Source organism: Polyangium fumosum, assembly GCF_005144585.1.
GTDB classification, from domain to species: domain Bacteria; phylum Myxococcota_A; class Polyangia; order Polyangiales; family Polyangiaceae; genus Polyangium; species Polyangium fumosum.
Window position 1 is genome coordinate 253561 of sequence record NZ_SSMQ01000003.1, and the last position, 19047, is coordinate 272607.

Here is a 19047-nt window from a genome sequence, read left to right on the forward strand (position 1 = left end):
CGGGCCGGCTCTCGCCGGGCCCTCACGTCTTACCAGCGATCGCCGCGATCGCCGCGACCGCGATCCCGACCGCCGCCGCCGCCGCCGCGACCGCCGCGCCGATCGCCGCCGCGACCGCCGCCGCCACCACCACGACCACCGCCGCCGCCACCGCCGCCGCCGTAGCCACCGCCGCCGCCGCCGCCGCCCATGCCGCCGCCGCCACCACCGCGGAAGCCACCACCACCACCGCCGCCGCCCGGCGTGCGCTCACGCGCCTCGTTCACGGTCAGGGTGCGCCCGTCCAGGCTCTTGCCATGAAGCGCGTCGATGGCCGCCTGCGCTTCCTTGTCGCCCGCCACGTCCACGAAACCGAACCCGCGCGATTGCCCCGTCACCCGATCGGTCATGACCTGGACACCGACGACCTCCACACCGGCACTCTGGAAAGCGCTGCGGACGCTCTCCTCAGTGGAATGGAAGGCCAAATTGCCCACGTACAGTCGCTTGCTCATCCTCAGACCACCCGATGCACGACCTCTCCTGACCTTCCCCGGATGCGACCCGGGCCGTGCATCGGATCGCTTCGAGACCACACAGACGAGCGACCGTCAGCCGATACAGATCGAGCGACCGCGAGCAAAGCGGGCTGTCAGAGTTCGACGACGAACGGGCCTAGGGCGATCATGAGGCTAACGCCACGGTCACCAACGCGCAAGCAACTATCGCGACGCGGGAAACGCCGGTTTCCACAGCCGATTCCCCGCCATCGCCGCGTCCGTCCAGGGTAGCCCGCGTCCGCTCTCGCTTGCCGAGAGACCTTACCGATCCAGGCTCGGCGCATCAGGGAGGAACCATGCCGTTCCACAAAATCCTCGTGCCGATCGACTTCGAAGAGACCTCGGAGCACGCGCTCGAACATGCGATCGAGCTCGCCGCGAAGCTCGGCGCCGTGATCACCGTCGTGCACGTCTACAGCCTGACCGTCTACAGCTTCCCCGACGGCTCCTACCTCCCCGCGTCCGAGATCGCGGAGAACGTGCGGCAGGCCGCGCAGCGAAGGCTCGACACCGCCGTCGAGGCGCGGCGGACCCGCGGCGTCCGGCTCGACGGCGTGCTACGCGAGGGGCGATCGGCCGACGAGATTTGCAAAACCGCGGCCGAAATCTCGGCGGATCTCATCGTGATGGGCACGCACGGCCGCAGCCCGATCGGCCGCGTGCTCCTCGGCAGCGTGGCGACCGCCGTCGTTCGCCAAGCCCCCGTCCCCGTGATGACGATCCGCCAAAAGGCGGCTTGAAATGCTCAGCCGCGCGAGAGCGCGCGGATGGCCTGCATGCGCGAATCCTTCTGATCCGGCGGCAAAAACACGGAAAGCGCCTGCTCGATCGAGCCGAGCGCGCGCGCGAGCTCCGAGGGGCTCATCGTCTCCGCCGTCACCCCCACGCGCGAGCACGCGCGCTTGATGGTACCTCGGGCAAACACCTCCGAAAGACCACTGGCGGCAATCACCTTGTCGAAGAGGGTTTCCGGCGGGCTCATGTTGGGGGGCGATTACGCTCGTTCCGTCAAGCCGTGAAACGTCGCGCTCGAACGCCCGACGTCGGGGCCATGTGTCCCTCGGCCTGGGCAAGGGCGATCGGTAGATCGCGATGAAATGTCGTGTGGGTTCCCACGCATCGCGCCGATCACGTTCGAGGTGGTTACCAGAATCGCCGAGCCGCCGCAACCCTGGAGACCTCCCCCACGGATCGACGGCAGATCACGGGCAGATTTGCAAGCTGTCCGCAGGAACACGGGCAGCTCGGACCGGCGGACGCATCCCCGCTTCCATGGGCGTCACGGATATTGTTGCATCTTTCCGATGCAACTTTCACATCGTCATTGCGGACGAGCTCCACGGCGGGCCATCCTCTCGCTCGCTTGAGCACGACGGTGGAGCTGTCCGAGGCGCGGCCGACGGGCCGATCGAGGGCGCGAGGACAGCCCCTCGGCAAGCTCGGCCTGCGTGGGGCGGCGGCGACCTACCTCTTGGTCATGGTGGCGCTGCCCGTGGCCACGCTCGCGCGGGAGGGGCTCTCGAAGGGCCTCGCCGAGCTCGGGCGGGCCCTCGTCCACCCGGTCGCGCGCGGGGCCGTTTTCCTGACGCTGGAAACGGCGCTCGTGATGGCCGCCGTGAACGCGGTGATGGGCACGCTCATCGCCTACGTGCTCGTCCGCTACCGCTTCCCCGGGCGCAAGCTGCTCGACGTCCTCATCGACCTGCCCTTCGCCATCCCCACGCTCGTGACGGGGATGATGATCGTCACACTCCTCGGGCCCCGCGCCGCGCTCGGGCAGCTCTTCGAGGCAGCCGGCGTGCGGGTCGTGTACGCCCCGCCGGCGATCATCCTGGCGCTGCTCTTCGTGACGCTCCCGCTCGTCGTGCGCACGGTCCAGCCCGTGCTGCACGAGCTCGACAGGGCCGACGAGGAGGCCGCCTACACGCTCGGCGCGAGCGAGTGGACGACGTTCCGGCGGGTGACGCTCCCCGCGATCGCGCCGGCCATCGTCTCGGGCGCGCTGCAGAGCTTCGCGCGGGCCCTCGGCGAGTTCGGCTCGGTGGTCGTGGTGGCCGGCAACATCCCACGGCGGACGTTGACCGCGGCCGTGCACGTGTTCGGGGAGGTGGAGTCGGGCGACGTGCACGCGGCGAGCGCGATGTCCCTCGTGCTCGTGACGATCTCGTTCTGCGTGGTGCTCGTCGTCTCAGCGCGGCAGCGGGGGGCCCATGGCTGAGCGAGCGGGCGGCGGACAGGGCCGCGTGCGCGTCGTCCTGATCGGGGCGGCCGTGCTTTACGTGGGCACCCTCGTGCTCCTGCCGGCCTTCTCGCTCCTGCGCGGCGCGCTCGGCGGCGGGCTTCGGCCTTTCGTCGAGGTGCTCGCGCGGCCCGACGTGCTCGCCGCGCTCGGGATGACGGCCAAGCTCACGGCCTTCGCGGTCGTGGTGAACGGCACGCTCGGCACGGCGCTCGCCTTTGTCCTTGTGCGGGATCGCTTCGTGGGAAAGCGTGTCCTCCACGCGCTCGTCGACGTGCCGTTCGCGCTCTCACCGGTCGCGGTGGGCGTCGTGCTCCTCTCGCTCTTCGGCAAGGGTGGGCTGCTCCGGCCGATCACGGACGCGCTCGGCTGGGAGGTCGCGTTCGCCTGGCCGGCGATGGCGATGGCGACGGCGTTCGTGACGCTCCCGTTCGTGGTGCGCGAGGTCGGGCCGGTGCTCGAAGAGATGGGCACGGATCAGGAGCTCGCGGCGTACACGCTCGGGGCGTCGCCGTTCGTGACGTTCTTTCGTGTCACGCTGCCGGGGATTCGCTGGGGGCTCGCGTACGGCACGACGCTGACGATGGCGCGGGCGATCGGCGAGTTCGGCGCGGTGCTCCTGGTCTCGGGCGGGATCGCGGGGAAGACGGAGACGGCGACGGTCTTCGTGTACCGGGCGCTCGAAGATCGGGACGACCGCGGCGCGTACGTGGTGGCGACGGTGCTCGCGCTCGCGTCGATCGGGCTTCTCTTGTTGCTCGACCTCATGCGACGGAAGCGCGGCGCACGCGCGGAGCCGGGAGGGTAGGCGCTCGTGGGTATCGTGGCGCGTGATCTCGTGAAGCGTTTTGCCGGCGGGAGCGGACGGGCGGTCGACGCCGTGTCGTTCGAGATCGGATCGGGCGAGCTCGTGGCGCTGCTCGGCCCGAGCGGCGGCGGCAAGACGACGGTGCTGCGGATCCTGGCGGGGCTCGAATCGCCCGATGAAGGGCGCGTGTTGCTCCGCGGCGTGGACGTGACGGACGTGCGCGTGCAGGAGCGGAACATCGGGTTCGTGTTCCAGAGTTACGCCCTGTTCCGGCACATGACGGTGCGCGAAAACGTCGGATTTGGCCTGGAAATCCGAGGCAAATCGCGGACGGAGATCGATCGCGTGGTGAGCGAGCTGCTCGCGCTGGTGCGGCTCGCGGAGCTTGGCGGGAGGTACCCGCACGAGCTCTCGGGCGGGCAACGGCAACGCGTCGCGCTCGCCCGCGCGCTCGCGCCGGGGCCGAGCGTGCTCCTGCTCGACGAGCCCTTCGGCGCGCTCGACGCGAAGGTCCGGCTGGAGCTCCGCGAATGGCTCCGCCGCCTCCACGAGGAGCGCGCGATCACCACGGTGTTCGTCACGCACGATCAGGAAGAGGCGCTCAGCGTGGCCGATCGGGTCATCGTGATGAACCGCGGCAAGGTGGAGCAGATCGGCACGCCCGAGGAGATCTACGATCGCCCGGCGACGGCGTTCGTCGCGGGGTTCGTGGGCTCGATCAACGAGCTCGAAGGCGAGGTGCGCGGCGGGCGCGCGGCGCTCGGGAGCCTCGCGGTGCACGCGCCGCCGGGCGCGGGGGACGGGACGAGCGTGCGCGCGTTCGTCCGGCCGCACGACGTCGAGCTCGTGGGCGTGACGAGCCGCGTGGAAAAACGAAGCAGCGTGGAGGTGGCGACCGCGCGGGTGGAGCGCCTCGTGCGGGTCGGCTGGATGGTGCGGATCGAGCTCACGCTGGACGACGATCAACCGCTGACGGTGGAGCTCACGAAGGATCGCGTCGCCGAGCTCGGGCTCGCGGAGGGGGAAGAGGTGTTCGTGAACCTGCGCGACGCGAAGCTCTTCGTGCAGGACTATTCGATCTAGCTAACGCGCCGGCCGGGCGAGCGCGCCGAGCACGCGCTCGGCCTCCTTGATGCGCGCGTCGCGCTCGGCGAGCTTCTTGCGAAGCCGCGACGCCTCCTCGTCGGCCGCGGCGATGGCGGCCTGCTGGGCGCGGAGCTGGGCCTCGCCGTCGGGCTTGATCTTGCCGAAATAGAAGCCGAAGGCCGCGGCAAAGAGGAGCATGGATCCGAGGGCGCCGAGGCGCACGGCGCGGCCGAGGCGCTGGTTCTGTTTGTCCTCCTTCAATACGGCGAGGGCGCGCTCGTGCGCCTCGACGATCCGCATCACCTCGAGGCGCGCATTCGCTTCGGCCTCTGCGCGCGCACGCTCGACGGCGGTGACGCGGATCGCCTCGATGCGCGCTTCCTCGGCGCGGCGCTCGGCGTCCATTCGCGCGCGGCGCTCGGCCTCGATCCGGGCGTGCATCGAGGAGGCCTCGCGCGCGTGGCGCTCGACCTCTTCGTGTTCGAGCCGCCCCGCGGCCTCGTTCTCCGGACGAACGCGCGCCTCTTCCAGGCGCGCGAGGTACTTCAACGAAAAGAGGAGGGCGCCCTCCTGCATCGTGGCCATGCGCGACGACTCCTTCGGTCTGAATGCCCCAACGCCGCGGCGCCTCAGGCGCTGCCCGGCCGAGGGTGTCCCCTTGGACGCGCGGTTTCGTGCGCCCTTGGGTGCGCGCACCACGCGGCGGGATCCAGGCCCCGGGCGTGCTACGATTTCAGAATGAATGGCTTCATCGAATCAGGCGCGGAGCAAAGGGTGGGCGGCGAGAGGCGCGGGGCGCGATGGGCTCTCCTCGTCGGAGCCGCGATGGCCATGGGCACGTTCGGGTGTTCGTCCGTCGTGAGCGAGTACGACGTGGACGCTGAATTCACCGTGACCCCCAAGGTCGACGGGAGCTTCTTCTGGTGGAACGAGGTCACGCTGGAGAGCGACGTCAACTCGTACGGCGCGGCCAGGCTCGGGTTCGTGCGGATCTCCGTGGCGCCGCCTGCGGAGGACGTCACGTTCGTCGACGAGATCCTCGGCGAAGCCGTGACCTCGACGGGGCGCACGCCGCTCGTCTCGAAGTCGGAGATGCCCCCGAAAGAGCCCGACGTGATCCTCGACGTGCTCCACGACGGCGACATTCGTCCTTTCTTCGAAGACGGTAAGAAGGTCCGCGTCGAGTGGAGCGGCCGTACGAACCCGAACTTCCTGGCGTGGCCAACGGACGGGATCGACGTCGCCGTGAAAGTCAGGCTCGTCCTCGACTGAACGGGCGCGCCGCGGGGGAGCTTCCGCCCTCGCGGCGTATGGAGCTATCCTCGCGGGCAGGGAAAGGCCGATGCGATCGAAGACGGGCATGTTGCGCTGGATCGCGCTCGGCGTGGGGGTCACCGCGATCGGCGGCGTGGCAGCCATCGCGTTCACGCGTGTGCCTCCCGTGCGCGCCGCCCTCGCGGCGCCCTTGTCGATCAACATCAAGATCGAGCCGCCCAAGCTCGGCCCGCCGCACTTCGCCGAGACGCTCGACGTCTCGACGTTCCAGCGCGGCAACCTCCACACGCACAGCCAGTGGAGCGACGGCGATCGTCCGCCGAAAGACGTCTACACCTGGTATCGCAGCCACGGCTACGCGTTCCTCGCGCTCACCGATCACGACAACCGCGTCAGCCCCGAGACGTTCGCGGCGCTCGAAAAGAAGGGGTTCGTGATCATCGGGGGCGAAGAGATCACGATGATGGCCGAGGGCAAACCCGTCCACGTCAACGGCCTCTGCACGAAAAAGACGATCGGCGGCGGCCGGTTCAACACGAAGCGCGAGGCGCTGCTGCACGGGCTCACCCAGGTGCACGACCAGAAGGGCGTCGCGCTCGTGAACCACCCGAACTTCGACTGGGCGCTCACGCTGGACGACGTGCGCGTCACGCGCGGCGCGGAGCTGCTCGAGATCTGGAGCGGCCACCCGTACGTGAACACGGAGGGCAACGCGGAGCGGCCCTCCCACGAGGCCGTGTGGAACACGCTGCTCGACGAGGGGTGGACGATCGCGGGCGTGGCGGTCGACGACGCGCATCACCTCGGTTTGACGAAGCCAAACATCAAGCCGGCGCGGCCTGGGAAAGGCTGGGTGCAGGTGTTCGCGGAGAAGCCCGAACGAGGGCTCATCTGCGAGGGGCTCGCGAAGGGTCGGCTCTACGCGTCGTCGGGCGTGACGCTCACGCGGATCCGCGTGACCGAGAACAAGCTGAGCGTGTGGCCGAAAGAAGAAGGCGCGGTCGTCGTGTTCATCGGCGACGGCGGGAAAGAGCTCGCGAAGGTGGAACGAGGCGCCGAGGGCGACGCCTCGTACGAGCTCCGCGGCGGCGAGACCTGGGTACGCGCGCGCGTCTCGTTGCCGAACGGGAAGATGGCCTGGACGCAGGGGTATCGCGTCGTCCGGTAGCGCGCGTTTTTCAGGGACGAGCGTTCTTCGCGACGATCAGGATCGCGGCTGGCCTTTGCGGCGCGCGAGGAGGATCTCGGCCGCCGTGAGCGGGCGGGGCTGCGGCGGTCCCGCAGGCGGCGCGGCGCCGATGGGCGAATGCGGGGCCGCGGTCGGGGCCGAGACGTGCGGCCTCGCAGCAGCCGGTGGAGGCGCATGCGGGGCCGGCGCGGAGGGCTGCGCGAGGGCAGCGGCCGAGGCCGCGGGGAGCGGGGCCTCGCGGGCGGCGCGATCGCGGGCGGCGCGCTCTTTCGCCTGGAGGAGCGCGCCGACGACGGCGTCGGGCGAGCGCGCATCGGGGCGCGCGTGGGCCTCGGCGGGCTTCGGTTGCAGCGCGGCGCGCGTGCGCGCGGCCCACGCGAGGACGGGCTCCGGCAAGGCGAAGCGGCGCGCCGCGACCGCGAGGAGGAGCGCGAAGCCGGCCATCGCGATCAAGATGGGCGTGATGTCCTGGTAAGAGAAACGCCGCGCGGCGCGGTCGCCGAAGATGCCGGCAAGCGTGTCACGCCGCTTGCCGCCCGTGAGGTCCGCGATGCGGCCGAGCAGCGCAGCGTCGGAGCCCGTGGGCCGGAGCTCCTCGCCGGCCGTGAGCGCCGCGCCCGCCGTGCCGACGACGTCGCCCGACTGCTCGTCCTTGGCGATCGCGATGTACGTGCCGGGGCGCGAGAGCGGGATCGAGGCGGCATACGCGCCGGCGCCGGTGGCTTCGAGCGCGGTCTCGCGGACGAACCCGTCGGGCCCGGCGACGCGCACCATCAAACGGCGGAACGACTGCGCGCGGCCGTCGTCGCCGACGACCGTGGCGCGCACGTGGAGCTCGCCGCCCGAGGCGTCGGCCTCGACACGCACGCGGCCGTCCTCGCCCTTGCGCGTGAGGTCGCGCGCGAGCTGGCCGACGAGCCGCGCCGCGCCGGGCCACGTGGTCCAGCGGCGGCCCCAGCGATCCTTGAGGTCACTCGTGAACGCGCCCGATCGACCGACGCCCGCCGACCACACGGCGAGGATCGGATCACCCTCGGGCCCGGTCATGAGCACGCTCGCGCGACCCTTCGGGATCGCCACGACGTACCCATCGAGCGAGGGGGCCTCGTCGAGGGAAACGCCCGAAAGGATGGGCGAAGGCGCGCTGCGCGAGACGCGGAACTCTTTCTCGACGATCGACGAGCGCGCGGCGAGGATCGTCTCCTGCGTGAAGACCGCGGGCAGGCGGTTCGCGTCCTCGATGAGGTAGAAGCGGCCGCTGCCGAGGCGCGAGAGCGTCTCCAGCTCGGGCACGTCGCCGCCGTTGCCAAGCGCGACCACGCTCGTCGTGATGCCGGCGCGCAACGCGTCGGAGACCATCGTGCGGCACGGGCCCATCTGCTCGGCGTCGGAGCCGTCGGCGAAGAGCAGCACGTGCTTGAGGTTGACCTTCTCCTTCGCGAGCGCGGCGTACGCGGCTTCGAGCGTGATGTCGACGAGGATGCCGCCGCCGCCCGGGCCCACGCCGCGGATCGCTTTGTCGATCGCGGCCTTGTCGCTCACCGGGCCGAGCGGGACGCTCCAGTTGACGGCAGTGTCCACGTGGAGCACGCCGAGCCGGTCGCCGCTGCCGAGCAGCGCGGCGCTGCGCGCGGCCGCCTCGTTCGCGAGCTCGAGCTTCGTGTGCGCGCCGGCCGTGGCTCCCATCGAACCCGAGATGTCGATCCCGATCACCTCGGCGAGGCTCGCGCGGCGCCGCTCTTGTTTGAGATCAAAGGAAACCGGGGAAACCTCTTCGAGCGGCGTGCGCGCGTATCCGCCCGGACCCATGCTGCGATCACCGCCCATGAGGAGCAGGCCGCCGCCGAGGTCGCGCACGTAACTCGCGAGCGCGTCGATCTGGCCGGGCGACAGATCCGAGGCGCGCACGTCGCCCATCACGACGAGGTCGTAGCCGACGAGCCCCGCGAGGTCCGCAGGCACGCTGCTCGTCGAGCCCTCGTCCACCTGGAACGCCGCGGCCTGCAGGGCGCGCGCGACGAACGCCGTCTTGCCCGCGTCCCCGTCGAGCACGAGCGCCGAAGCCTGGCCACGCACGCGCATGAAGGCGCTGCCCGCGTTGTCCTCGGGCGATTGATCGAGCGCCGGGTCGGCCGCGGTGATCTCCACGTCGTAGCGGTGAAACCCAGGGCCGGGCGCCTTCTCGCGGATGCGCAGGACGTCCTCGCCTGCGGCGATCTTCGCCCCCGACTCCGCGATGAGCTCGCCGTCGCGGCGCAGCCGGATCTGGATCGCGGCCGGGCTCGGCGACGAGGTCACGAGGCGTAGATCGATGGGCTCGCCCTCGTCCGCGCGCGTCGGCGCTCGGAGCGCGACGACCCGGATGTCCGGGATCGAGCGTTGTTCGAGCGGGACCACGTCGACCGGGATCTCCGCCGCGACGGCCGCCGCGGCCGCGGCCATCGTGTCGCCACGCGTCGCCACGCCGTCCGAGAGCACCACGATACGCGCGGCGCTGTCGGCGGGCACCTCGGCCAGCGCGCGCCGGATCGCCGCGCCGAGATCGGTCCCGTCGCGCCCGATGGAGACACGTTGCGGCGCGGGCAGGTCCGACTTCGGCCGCGGCGGATCCTCCGTCGCCGCGTCTGCGCCGAAGATGATCGTGCCGATCCGATCCTCCTCGCGCATGCCGATCTCGGCCACCGTGAGCTCCTGCTTGACGCGCTGCTCGGCGCTCGGCACGAGATCGATCGAGCGGCTGCGATCAATCGCCACGAGCACGGTGAGCCGATCGAGCGGCCGACCAAGCTCGGGGCCGGCCGCGGCCATGGCCGCGATGAACGTGGCGAGCTGGGCGAGGAGATCACCGAGCCGCGTGCGAAACGGTCCCTGGTTCGTCCAGCCCGTCGCCATGCGGTACGCGACGAACATCGTCGACGCGAGCACGAGCAGCGTGATCTGCGGCCGCGCGAGGCGCAGGTAGCCGCCGGGGACGAGGCCCGTCCAGACGAGGCCCACGTAAAGCGCCGGCAGCGCGCCCGTGATCATCCCCGCGAGCAAGATCTTGCGTTTCGTGAGGCCTGCCTCGCGGATCACCCAGCGCGCGAGCAGGACGAACACGAGCAGGCCGAGGCCAACGACCACGAAGGGCACGTACGGGCGCAGATGACTCGGGATCACGCTGCGGCCCTCCTCTCCGGCGCCGGTGGGCGCTTGGGCGCGGTGGGCGTGGCGGCGGGCGCGAGGCGGGGCTTGCGCGTCAGGTACCAGATGTCGAAGACCACGAAGCCGAGCGCCACGAGCGCGAGCACCCAGCTCCACTCGTTGTGCGCGTCGGGCTCGAAGCCCGCGGCCGTCACCTTGATCTCGTCCTTGCCCGCTCCGGCCGGGGCCATGACGCTGCCGAGATCACTCTCGGCCGCGCTCGTCAGGTTCGCCGGGGCCACGATCGCGCCGCCCTCGGGGCCTTGCCACGAGAGCTGATAGAGGCCGACCTTCGAGATCTCCGGCACGACCGCGAGCCCGCTCCGCAACGACACGTCGAGCCGATCGCCGGTCGGACCTTTCACCTCGACGTCCTTCGCCGACGCGGGCAAGCGCAAGCGAAGCGGCTCGCCGGCGCGCGCGGGCCCCGTGATGCCGTGCGCGCGATGGATACGCGCCTGCTCGAGGAGGTTCCGCATGAAGAGCACGAAGCTCGCCTTGAGCGGCCAGTCGCTGTCGCCGACGTCGAAGCCGAGCAACGTGCCCGTGCGCGTCGGCGTGGAGATGTCGGTGGCGATCGTGCCGTCCTGCGTGCGGATGAGCTCCTGCGTGGGTCCCTCGGGCTTGAGCGCCATCGCGCGCGAGATCGACACGCCGTCGAGCGAGAGGAACCGCATGCGCGCGTCGCCCGTCTCCCACGACGTGATCGACGGGGCTTCGAGCGTCCTGCCGACCACGGTGCCGAAGCATCGACCCGCGGGCGGCGCGACGATCAGGAGATCGCCGCCCGGCACGAAGTCCGGACACGCGCCCTCCACCACGACAAACGCATCCATCTCGACGGCGGCCGCCTGCGCGAGCTCCGCCACCGAGAGCGTCTTCAGCGTCGTCGCCGGATCACTCACGATCGCTCGCTCGATCCAAGGCGACGTCTTCTGCGGATCGGGCGCCGCATACGCCACGGGGAGTTTGTCCCCGGCCGGCACGCGCGCGAAGGCCGCGTCGTCGACCTCCATCGCGTCGTGCGGCGCGATGTCGAAGATGAGCCCGCGCCGGTAGTCGCCGGGCGCCGGCAGGAAGTCGAGCACCACGGCCTGACGTTCGCCCGGCGCGACCAGGACCTTCCGCGACGCGAGCACGTCCGACGCGTTGTCCTCGCGCATCGTCACGTAGAGCTCGCGTGGCGCCTTGCCGAAGTTCGCGATCACGAGGAACGCCTGCACCTGCTCGCGCTTCAGCGTCGGCTCGATCCCCGACCGCACGTCGACGCGCACGATGGCCGCGTTGTCCACCGGCGTGCCCACCGTGATCACCTCGATCGGCAGCGACGCACCCGAGAGCGCGGCCGGCGCGGCGAGGTTGCCGTCCGTGATCACCACGATCCGCCGTGATCCGCCGAGCTGCCGCAGCCGATCCACCGCGAGCGCCACGGCCGCGCCGAGGTCGCCCTCCACGTCGTGCACGCGCAGCGTCTTCAACGCGGCCTTCAGCCGGACCGCGTCACGATCGAGCGGCGCCACCACGCGCGCGTCGCGCCCCGCTTCGAGCAGGAGCGCGTCGCTGCCCGGACCGAGCGACGACAGGATGTCCTCGGCGACCTTGCGCGCGAGGTCCATCCGCGTCTTCGTCTCCGCGCCGGCCACGCTCTGCGCCGACATCGACGCGCTCGCGTCCACGATGATCGCGAGGTGATCCCCCGTGATCGCCCTCCCCCGCGTCGCCGGCCGCGCGAGCGCGAACGCGAGCAGGAGCAGCGCCAGCGCCTGCAAGATCAGCGGCACCTGGGCGATGAGCTTCTGGAACGGCGAACGCGCGATCAAATCCCGCTTCGCCGAGGCCCACAGCCACGTCGACGCGACGCGCTTTCGCTTCCGCCGCACCTTCAGGATGTAGAGGAGCACCAGCGGACCGAGCAGCCCGAGGAGCGCGAGTCCCTTCGGCGCGAGCAGATCGAGCGGCGAGGACATTCAGTCGATGCTCCGCGCGACGATCCGCCGGATCGCGCTCTCCAAGGGTTCGTCCGTGCGAACCCGCACGTACGTCGCGCCGAGCCGCTTCGCCATCTGCCGCAGCTCCTCGCAGAGGCCCGCGAACCTGAGCACGTACGCTTCGATCGACGCGGCATCCATGGTCACCTCGACGACCGCGCCGGTCTCGGCGTCCTCGAGCGCCCAGTCTCCCTCGTACGCAGGCTCGATCTCCTCGGGCGCGACGACCTGCACGAGCACGAGATCGTGCCCGGCCGCGGCCGCGCGGGAGAGCGCGGGGCCGAGCGGCCCGCCGTCGAGGAAATCGGAGACGACGAGGAGCATCCCTGCACGCTTGTTCTTTTGTATCAGCCGATCGACGGCCCGCGCGAGATCCGTCCCGCCGCCCGGCGTGATCCCTCCGAGCGCTCGCAACAGCGAAGGCAGCCCACTCCGACCCCGCACCGGCGTCTCCTCGCGCTGGATCCCCTCCCCGGCCGAGATCACCTGCGCTCGCTCCGAGGCCGCGAGCGCCATGTAGCCGAAGGCCGCGGCGATGCGGCATGCGGACTCGAACTTCGGCGGCTCTCCGAAATCCAGGGACGCGGACGTGTCCACGAGGAGCCGCACGATCACGTCTTCCTCGGCGCGGAAGAGCTTCAACACGGGCTCGTCGGTGCGCGCGTAGGCGGCCCAGTCGATGCGGCGCAGGTCGTCGCCGGGGCTGTAGGGCCTGTGCTCCTGGAACTCCGCCGCGCCGCCGCGCCGCCGCGCGACGTGTTCGCCCGAGGCGCCCGAACGCGCGCGGATTTCGAGCCGGCGCCTGAGCACCTCGAGCTCACGTACGAAGGCCGGATCGAGGAGCCGGGAGGGGATCCCCGGACGCGTCGCCTGCATCCGAGCCCTTCTGGCCCAGCGCCGCCGCGGCGTCGAGAGCGTCGCACCCCGCACCCCACCCCGGCGCGAAGTGTTCCCAACCACCAACAAAGAGATCCCAAGAACAGCCACGCGAGAACAGTGGCGGTAACAACATCTACCATCCTCTGTCATTGAATTTTTAGGTTTATGCTGTGCTTGTCGGGCGGCTTCTTGCGACGGAGAGGGCGATGCTGAAGCGACGAGGGTTCCAACGGCATTGGTTCGCGTGGGTGGCGGTCGCCGCCATCGGCTGCGGCGGCGACGGTGCGATCCTTCAAACCACGGGGAGCGGGAGCACGACCGGCAACGGCGGCAGCGGCGGCAACGGCGGCAACGGCGGCACGATGGCCGGCTCCGGCGGCATCGGTGGCGGTAACGGCGGCACGATGGCCGGCTCCGGCGGCATCGGTGGCGGTAACGGCGGCAGCGGCGGCGGCAACGGCGGCACGATGGCCAGCTCCGGCGGCACGATGGCCAGCTCCGGCGGCACGATGGCCAGCTCCGGCGGCACGATGGCCGGCTCCGGCGGCACGATGGCCGGCTCCGGCGGCAGCGGCGGCGGCAACGGCGGCACGATGGCCGGCTCCGGCGGCAGCGGCGGCGGCAACGGCGGCACGATGGCCGGCTCCGGCGGCAACGGCGGCGGCAACGGCGGCGGCAACGAACCTCTGCGGCTGCGGCGAGACGTGCAACCCCGCGCAGGGCGGCTGCGGCAACTTCTGCCAGGTCGCGACGTGCCAGGGCAAGACGTACGCCTGCGGCGACTGCATCGACAACGACGGCGACTGCAAGACGGACGCGGCCGACGACCCGTGCCTCGGCCCCTGCGACAACACCGAGAACAGCTTCTACGGCGGCATCCCGGGCCAGAACAACTCGCCCTGCAAGTCGGATTGTTATTTCGATCAGGACACCGGCGCGGGCAACGACGATTGCTACTGGAGCCACAAGTGCGACACGCTCGAGGTCCCGCCGAACTACCCGCCGGAGGGCAGCCAGTGCGCGTACAACCCGAACGCGAACATCGCCGGGTACAACGGGACGTGCGCCACGGCGTTCACCACGCAATCGCAGCTCTGCCTCAATTACTGTGGCCCGCTCACGCCGAACGGCTGCGACTGCTTCGGCTGCTGCGCCCTGCCCGGCTTGGATCACACGATCTGGCTCGGATCGGAGAACCCGGCAGGCACGGGGAGCTGCAACGCGAACACGCTGAACGACCCGTCGAAGTGCAAGCCCTGCACGCAGGTCACCGCGTGCCTCAACACGTGCGAGCTCTGCGAGGTCTGCATCGGCAAGCCGGACCTGCCGCCCGGCTGCGTCGAGCAAGTCTGCCCGCCCGGCGTGCAGAAGTGCGGCTTGCCCGGCCAGGCCCCCTGCCCCCTCGGCGAGAGCTGCATCACCGGGTGCTGCCAAGACAATCCGCAGTGAACCCTTGAAAACGAAGCGAGGGGACGCGCGCCGACCTCACGACGCGCGCCCCTCGGGCTTCTCGTCACGGCCCCGTGATCGAGAGCTGCACGAGGTCGTTCACCACGTGCGGCTGGATCGCGCCGAGCATGTTCTCGTACCCCGGCCAGAGCAGGTTCCCGTTTCCGTCGACCTGAATGCCGTCGGGCCCGACGAACGGCGGCAAACCGTGGTTCGTCAAGAGGACGATCACGAGGTCCCGCGAGGGATCCGGGTCGACCGTGAGGAACGTGCCGGAGCCGCCGATCTTCGAGACCGCGTACGGCGACGCGTGGAGGCCCGTCACGACGTGGGCCCCCGGCGAGGCGTCCGCGAGCTCCCAGCCGTATCCCTTGTTCGCGAAGAGCAGGTCGTCGAGCCAGCTCGATGTCGCGCCGTGGATGCCGAGCGGCGTGCCCGACGCGTCCTTCGACTGCACCTCCATCATCTCCTCGACGAGCGCCGGCGCCGCGAGCAAGTCGATGCCGCACGACCACATCCAGGGCGTGCAGTAGCCCCAGCTCGGGTTGCCGAGGACACGCGCGCCGCGGTTCAGGAACATCTGCCCGAGCAGCGCCAGGTCCCACGCCGTCGAGAAGGTCCCGTCGCAGCCGGTGATGCCGTGCCCTTGCGACTCGATCCAGTAGTCCTGATCGTCGGCCACCTCGCCGCGCATGTACCGCGGCGAGCCGTCCGGCTCGCGCACCGTCGAGTAGCCCGTGCCGACGAAGCGGCTCGACTTCGACGACATGGTCACGAGTGGCCTCCACGCCGTGTCCTTCATGCCGAGCGGGCTCATGATCCGGTTCTTCGCGAGCACGTCGAGCGGCGCGCCGCCCGCCGCCTCGGCGACGCGGCCGAGCAGGCGATACGCGATGTCGCTGTAGAACACCGCCGTGCCCGGCGTGTAGGCGAGGCTCTCGGCGATCATCGTGCTCCACGGATCCGGGTCGCCGACGAGCGACGCGGCGGCGTCGATCGAGTGGCCCGACGTGAAGCGGACGAGGTCGGCCACGAGCACGCCCGACTTCTCCGGCGTGGCGAACTCCGGCAGGTACGCCGCGACCGGCGCCGAGAGGTCGAGCAGCCCTTGGTCGTGCAGATCGATCGCCACGAACGCCGTGAAGATCTTGGTGATCGATTGCAGGTCGAAGATGCCGTCTTTCGGCATCGAGGGGTTTTGCCAGGAAGGACCGGCGAAGTTTCCATCCCGGCGGCCGTACGCCTTGTGGAGCACGACCTTGCCGTGGCGCGCGACGAGCAGCACGGCCCCGTCGATGCCGCCGGCGTTCACGGCGTTCTGTACGTGCGCTGACGCCTGCGCGAGCCCGTTCGGATCCATCGAGACCTGATAGGGCGTGACGGCGTACTGCAGGCTGTAGGGGCGCGATGCGCTGGAAGGGGTCGCGGAAGCGAGGGCCGGTGCGGCGAGGATGGAAGTAAACAGCGCCGCGAAAGCGAGACGTCTCATGGTTCCTCCGTCGGGGGAGCAAGGATCTGGGGTGCCCCGCAGGGTTTTTCGGTTTGTGACGGCGCTCGAGGCGTTTCGTGGGATCTCCGGGTCGACGCCGCGCCGGGGCGCGATCGTCGTGTCCCCGAGGCTCGGCGTGGGGACGCCGCTCGTTACGAGAACTCGTCGACAATCCGGGGGCCTTACAAGGATAGTGGCCTTTCTGGATGCTTGTGAATCCTGGCACGCGACGAAACGAAATCGATTGCCTCCGTAGTCGACATAAGGTTAGCGCCGGCACACCTCCTCGCGCGTCGCCTCGCGCCCGGGATGGCCGATCCGCTCCCGCAAAACGAGCGCCGCTTCGAGGTACCGTTTCCCAAGCTCCGCTTCGCCCACGCTCGAATGACAGAGCCCGGCCCAATGCAACACGTCTGCGCACCCCCAGGCATCTTCGCCAAGGACTTGGCGCTGCACGTCCTTGGCCCGCCCCATCGCCGCCTCGTCGCCCCGCGCGTGCGCGATTTCGAGCCCGAGCGCGAAGAGCCGCGTCCGAAATAGACCGAGCCCACACGCCTCCGCGAGCTGCTCGCCCGCGAGCGCCTCCCGCGCGGCCTCGAAAAACGCCCCCCGTGAAAGCGCGATCCGCGCCGTCAGCTCGTGCACGCGCGCCGCCATTTCCACTTCCCCGGACACAACGACCCACGCCCGCGCCGCGTGGAGACGTCGCTCCGCCTCCGCCGGATCTTCCTCCACCACGGCGAGCCCGAGCAGCACCTGCCCCTGCGCCGCGTGCCCGGCCCAGCCAAGACGCTCGCAGGCGGCCACGTTCGCCTCGGTCATCTGGACGGCCTCCTCGCGCTGCCCGAGCGCGAGCCAATGCTCCGCCTCCCATAACCCGCGCCGCGCGACCCGCGCGTCCCCCATCGCCGCGAGCCGCGAAAACCCCGCGCGCGCGGCGTCGATGTCCCCGAGGTCGTGCGCGATCGACGCGGAGAGCGCGATTCCCCGCGCGATGTGCGTGCCGAGCCCGGCCGACTCCGCCATCACGAGCGACTGCGACACGTGCGCCCGCGCCGCCGAAAGCGCCCCCGCGAGCCGCTCGGTGTACGCCAAGGTGCGCAATCCTGTAACGAGGTGCGTCACCTCGGGCGTCCCTTCGACCAGCGTGTTGTGCGCCTCGTAGGAGCGCCGGGCAAACGCGAGGTCCCCGAGCGCCCCTGCATAAAGCCCACGCTCGTAGAGCAAGGCGAGGCGAAAGCCAAGCGCGAGCGACGCGGCGGGCGCGGCCGGATCGGTTGTTTCGCCAAACAACCGTAAAATCCGAGCTCCGCGGCTCATTTCACCGAGGACAAGCCCGAGGTGTGAAAAACCGCCCAGGGTTTGTGAATACACCCGATAGGCTTCGGTCGGCTGGCCCGCGTCGAGCAACGCCCGGATCACCTCCTCGACGGCGTCGAGGCGGCCGCGGTCCCGGGGTTTTTGCCGCGGCGCGAAGATCAACGTGCCCTCGGGGGGCGCGGTCATCGCCGCCTGCACGGCCGAGGGCGAGACCGGCAGCAACGAGCGGAAATGGTCCCGGACAAACGGGTGCGACGACCACCGCGGCGGCTCGCCTCCGGCGCGGAACACGAGCCCGAGCCGTTCGAGGCGAGCGAGCGCGCGGCGAACGCCCTCCGCGGAGGCCCCGGCGAGCGCGCCCGCGACGCGCGGGGAAGCGGAAGCGAGCACGAGCAACGCGTCCTCGTCGGCGCCGGCCGAGAGCACGGAGAGGCGCGCGAGGAGGTCTCGCTCGGCGTCGGGCAAGGCGGCCGCGTACGCCGAGAGGACCCGCGCGAGGCGCCGGGCCAGCGGATCGTCGCGCGCGGCCTCGGCGAGATCGAGCGGATCGAGCGGGCGCAGATCGCCGCCGAGGAACGCCCCCGCATACGAACCCGCGACCGCGAGCGAGAGCGCATGCCCGCCCGAGGCATGAACGACCCGCGCGAGCGCCTCGCCATCCCCGTCCGCGCCCCACGACCGGAGCAACCGCTCGGCGTCGATCGGCGAGAGCGGCCCGAGCTTCACGGTGCGCGCGCCCGCGTCCCCCCAGGGCGCGAGATCCCCCAGCAAAAACCTCGACGTGACGAGCGCGCGCGCCGCCCCGAGCCCCCGCGCGAGCGCCACGAGCAGCCGCCGGAGCAGCGGATCTTCGAGCTCGCCGTGCGCGCGTGAGGCCCCGCCCGCGGCCTGCACGGTCTCCAGCCCATCGAGCACGACGAGGTGCGGCGGCCCGCTCCCGAGCGCAAGCAAGAGCGCCTCCAGCCGCTCCCCCGCCTGCGGCTCCACCCCTGCGAAATACCGCACGGCATGGGCCAAAAATGCCTCGGTTCGTTCGTCGTCGTAAAAGCTCCACACGAAGAGCCCGCCGCGCCGCGGCGTGTCCCCGATGCGCGTGACGAGCCGCTCGGCGATGGCCGTTTTTCCCGCGCCGCCCACGCCCACGAGCGCGACCACGCCCGGCCCCTTGCCTTTCTCGGGCGCCGACGCCCACGCCCAAAGCTCCTCCAGGATGTCCTCGCGCCCCACGAAATGCGGCGCGCGCTGGAGCGTATGCACATGCTCGGGCGAAAAGAGCCTCGGCGCGGGCGCGTGGAGCGCCGGAGCGGGCGTGGGATCGGCCTCGATCACGAGATCGGCCGCGGCGATCCCGAGCTCGGCGGAGAGCCTTTCGAGGAGCTTTCGCCGGGCGGGTTGCCGGACCGAGAAGCCGCCCTCGTTGACCTCGCCGGATTCGTACCGACGATACGTGCGCACGTCCACGCCAACCGAAGCCGCGAGCTCCTCCTGGGTGAGCTCGAGCTCGAGGCGCGCCCGCAGCAAGGCCTCGTGATGGAACCGCTGCGCCATGGGCGTCGTGCATCATCCTTCCGCGCGGCGCTCCTGTCCACCGCCCGGCCCGCCC

At 70.8% G+C, this 19047-nt stretch carries 15 protein-coding genes; 7 read left to right on the top strand and 8 right to left on the bottom strand.

From position 1 onward, the window contains the following. Positions 1 to 29: 29 nt before the first annotated feature. Positions 30 to 494, bottom strand: a complete 465-nt coding sequence (locus tag E8A74_RS51910) for an RNA recognition motif domain-containing protein (protein ID WP_170228864.1) — start codon at positions 492 to 494, stop codon at positions 30 to 32. Positions 495 to 835: 341 nt separating this feature from the next. Between E8A74_RS51910 and E8A74_RS04935 the strand changes: the two genes are divergently transcribed. Continuing rightward, positions 836 to 1279, top strand: coding sequence for a universal stress protein (locus tag E8A74_RS04935; RefSeq protein ID WP_136927743.1), 444 nt, complete (start codon positions 836 to 838; stop codon positions 1277 to 1279). Between the two features lie 5 nt (positions 1280 to 1284). On the opposite strand, the gene E8A74_RS04940 is transcribed toward E8A74_RS04935, so the two are convergent. After that, entirely contained in the window at positions 1285 to 1521 is a 237-nt protein-coding gene (locus tag E8A74_RS04940) for a hypothetical protein (RefSeq protein WP_136927744.1), read from the bottom strand. A 381-nt stretch (positions 1522 to 1902) separates the two neighbouring features. Here E8A74_RS04940 and cysT point away from each other — a divergent pair, with 381 nt between their 5' ends. The 3 genes from cysT to E8A74_RS04955 are packed head-to-tail and all read left to right on the top strand — an operon-like array spanning position 1903 to position 4669. Beyond that, on the top strand, positions 1903 to 2757 hold the full coding sequence (cysT, locus tag E8A74_RS04945; RefSeq protein WP_211365288.1) for a sulfate ABC transporter permease subunit CysT: 855 nt from the start codon (positions 1903 to 1905) through the stop codon (positions 2755 to 2757). Beyond that, positions 2750 to 3586: a sulfate ABC transporter permease subunit gene (locus E8A74_RS04950; protein ID WP_136927745.1), complete on the top strand. Its 837-nt coding sequence runs from the start codon at positions 2750 to 2752 to the stop codon at positions 3584 to 3586. The genes cysT and E8A74_RS04950 overlap by 8 nt, the downstream gene beginning before the upstream one ends. A gap of 6 nt (positions 3587 to 3592) precedes the next feature. Beyond that, positions 3593 to 4669, top strand: a complete 1077-nt coding sequence (locus tag E8A74_RS04955) for a sulfate/molybdate ABC transporter ATP-binding protein (RefSeq protein WP_136927746.1) — start codon at positions 3593 to 3595, stop codon at positions 4667 to 4669. Here E8A74_RS04955 and E8A74_RS04960 read toward each other — a convergent pair whose 3' ends face one another. Continuing rightward, positions 4670 to 5257, bottom strand: a complete 588-nt coding sequence (locus E8A74_RS04960; protein WP_136927747.1) for a hypothetical protein — start codon at positions 5255 to 5257, stop codon at positions 4670 to 4672. A 153-nt stretch (positions 5258 to 5410) separates the two neighbouring features. Between E8A74_RS04960 and E8A74_RS04965 the strand changes: the two genes are divergently transcribed. After that, positions 5411 to 5944: a hypothetical protein gene (locus E8A74_RS04965; RefSeq protein WP_136927748.1), complete on the top strand. Its 534-nt coding sequence runs from the start codon at positions 5411 to 5413 to the stop codon at positions 5942 to 5944. 70 nt (positions 5945 to 6014) lie between these two features. After that, positions 6015 to 7115, top strand: a complete 1101-nt coding sequence (locus tag E8A74_RS04970; RefSeq protein ID WP_136927749.1) for a PHP domain-containing protein — start codon at positions 6015 to 6017, stop codon at positions 7113 to 7115. Between the two features lie 36 nt (positions 7116 to 7151). Here the strand turns inward: E8A74_RS04970 and E8A74_RS04975 are convergent, their stop codons facing one another. From E8A74_RS04975 to E8A74_RS04985, 3 genes are read right to left on the bottom strand one after another with little or no spacing between them, the layout of a single operon-like run. After that, positions 7152 to 10295 carry a VWA domain-containing protein gene (locus E8A74_RS04975; RefSeq protein ID WP_232379376.1) on the bottom strand — a complete coding sequence of 1048 codons (3144 nt, stop codon included), beginning with the start codon at positions 10293 to 10295 and terminating at the stop codon, positions 7152 to 7154. Continuing rightward, positions 10292 to 12286 (bottom strand): vWA domain-containing protein, encoded by a 1995-nt coding sequence (locus tag E8A74_RS04980; protein ID WP_136927750.1) that lies wholly within the window; start codon positions 12284 to 12286, stop codon positions 10292 to 10294. Before E8A74_RS04980 ends, E8A74_RS04975 begins: the two co-directional genes overlap by 4 nt. Further along, complete coding sequence (locus tag E8A74_RS04985; RefSeq protein ID WP_136927751.1) at positions 12287 to 13183, bottom strand: DUF58 domain-containing protein; 897 nt, start codon at positions 13181 to 13183, stop codon at positions 12287 to 12289. Between the two features lie 429 nt (positions 13184 to 13612). Here E8A74_RS04985 and E8A74_RS51915 point away from each other — a divergent pair, with 429 nt between their 5' ends. Then, positions 13613 to 14635, top strand: a complete 1023-nt coding sequence (locus tag E8A74_RS51915) for a hypothetical protein (RefSeq protein WP_170228865.1) — start codon at positions 13613 to 13615, stop codon at positions 14633 to 14635. 64 nt (positions 14636 to 14699) lie between these two features. Here the strand turns inward: E8A74_RS51915 and E8A74_RS05000 are convergent, their stop codons facing one another. Both E8A74_RS05000 and E8A74_RS05005 read right to left on the bottom strand, forming a co-directional pair. After that, the gene (locus E8A74_RS05000; protein ID WP_136927754.1) at positions 14700 to 16124 is read right to left on the bottom strand and encodes a serine hydrolase domain-containing protein; all 1425 of its coding nucleotides are present in this window, start codon (positions 16122 to 16124) and stop codon (positions 14700 to 14702) included. A 267-nt stretch (positions 16125 to 16391) separates the two neighbouring features. Next, positions 16392 to 18992, bottom strand: coding sequence for a helix-turn-helix domain-containing protein (locus E8A74_RS05005; RefSeq protein ID WP_136927755.1), 2601 nt, complete (start codon positions 18990 to 18992; stop codon positions 16392 to 16394). Positions 18993 to 19047: the final 55 nt, after the last annotated feature.

Excerpts from the sequence above, each read along its gene's own strand:
- E8A74_RS51910 (WP_170228864.1), bottom strand. The coding sequence starts at position 494 with ATGAGCAAGCGACTGTACGTGGGCAATTTGGCCTTCCATTCCACTGAG.
- E8A74_RS04935 (WP_136927743.1), top strand. The coding sequence starts at position 836 with ATGCCGTTCCACAAAATCCTCGTGCCGATCGACTTCGAAGAGACCTCG.
- E8A74_RS04940 (WP_136927744.1), bottom strand. The coding sequence starts at position 1,521 with ATGAGCCCGCCGGAAACCCTCTTCGACAAGGTGATTGCCGCCAGTGGT.
- E8A74_RS04950 (WP_136927745.1), top strand. The coding sequence starts at position 2,750 with ATGGCTGAGCGAGCGGGCGGCGGACAGGGCCGCGTGCGCGTCGTCCTG.
- E8A74_RS04960 (WP_136927747.1), bottom strand. The coding sequence starts at position 5,257 with ATGGCCACGATGCAGGAGGGCGCCCTCCTCTTTTCGTTGAAGTACCTC.
- E8A74_RS04965 (WP_136927748.1), top strand. The coding sequence starts at position 5,411 with ATGAATGGCTTCATCGAATCAGGCGCGGAGCAAAGGGTGGGCGGCGAG.
- E8A74_RS04970 (WP_136927749.1), top strand. The coding sequence starts at position 6,015 with ATGCGATCGAAGACGGGCATGTTGCGCTGGATCGCGCTCGGCGTGGGG.
- E8A74_RS04980 (WP_136927750.1), bottom strand. The coding sequence starts at position 12,286 with ATGTCCTCGCCGCTCGATCTGCTCGCGCCGAAGGGACTCGCGCTCCTC.
- E8A74_RS04985 (WP_136927751.1), bottom strand. The coding sequence starts at position 13,183 with ATGCAGGCGACGCGTCCGGGGATCCCCTCCCGGCTCCTCGATCCGGCC.
- E8A74_RS05000 (WP_136927754.1), bottom strand. The coding sequence starts at position 16,124 with ATGAGACGTCTCGCTTTCGCGGCGCTGTTTACTTCCATCCTCGCCGCA.
- E8A74_RS05005 (WP_136927755.1), bottom strand. The coding sequence starts at position 18,992 with ATGGCGCAGCGGTTCCATCACGAGGCCTTGCTGCGGGCGCGCCTCGAG.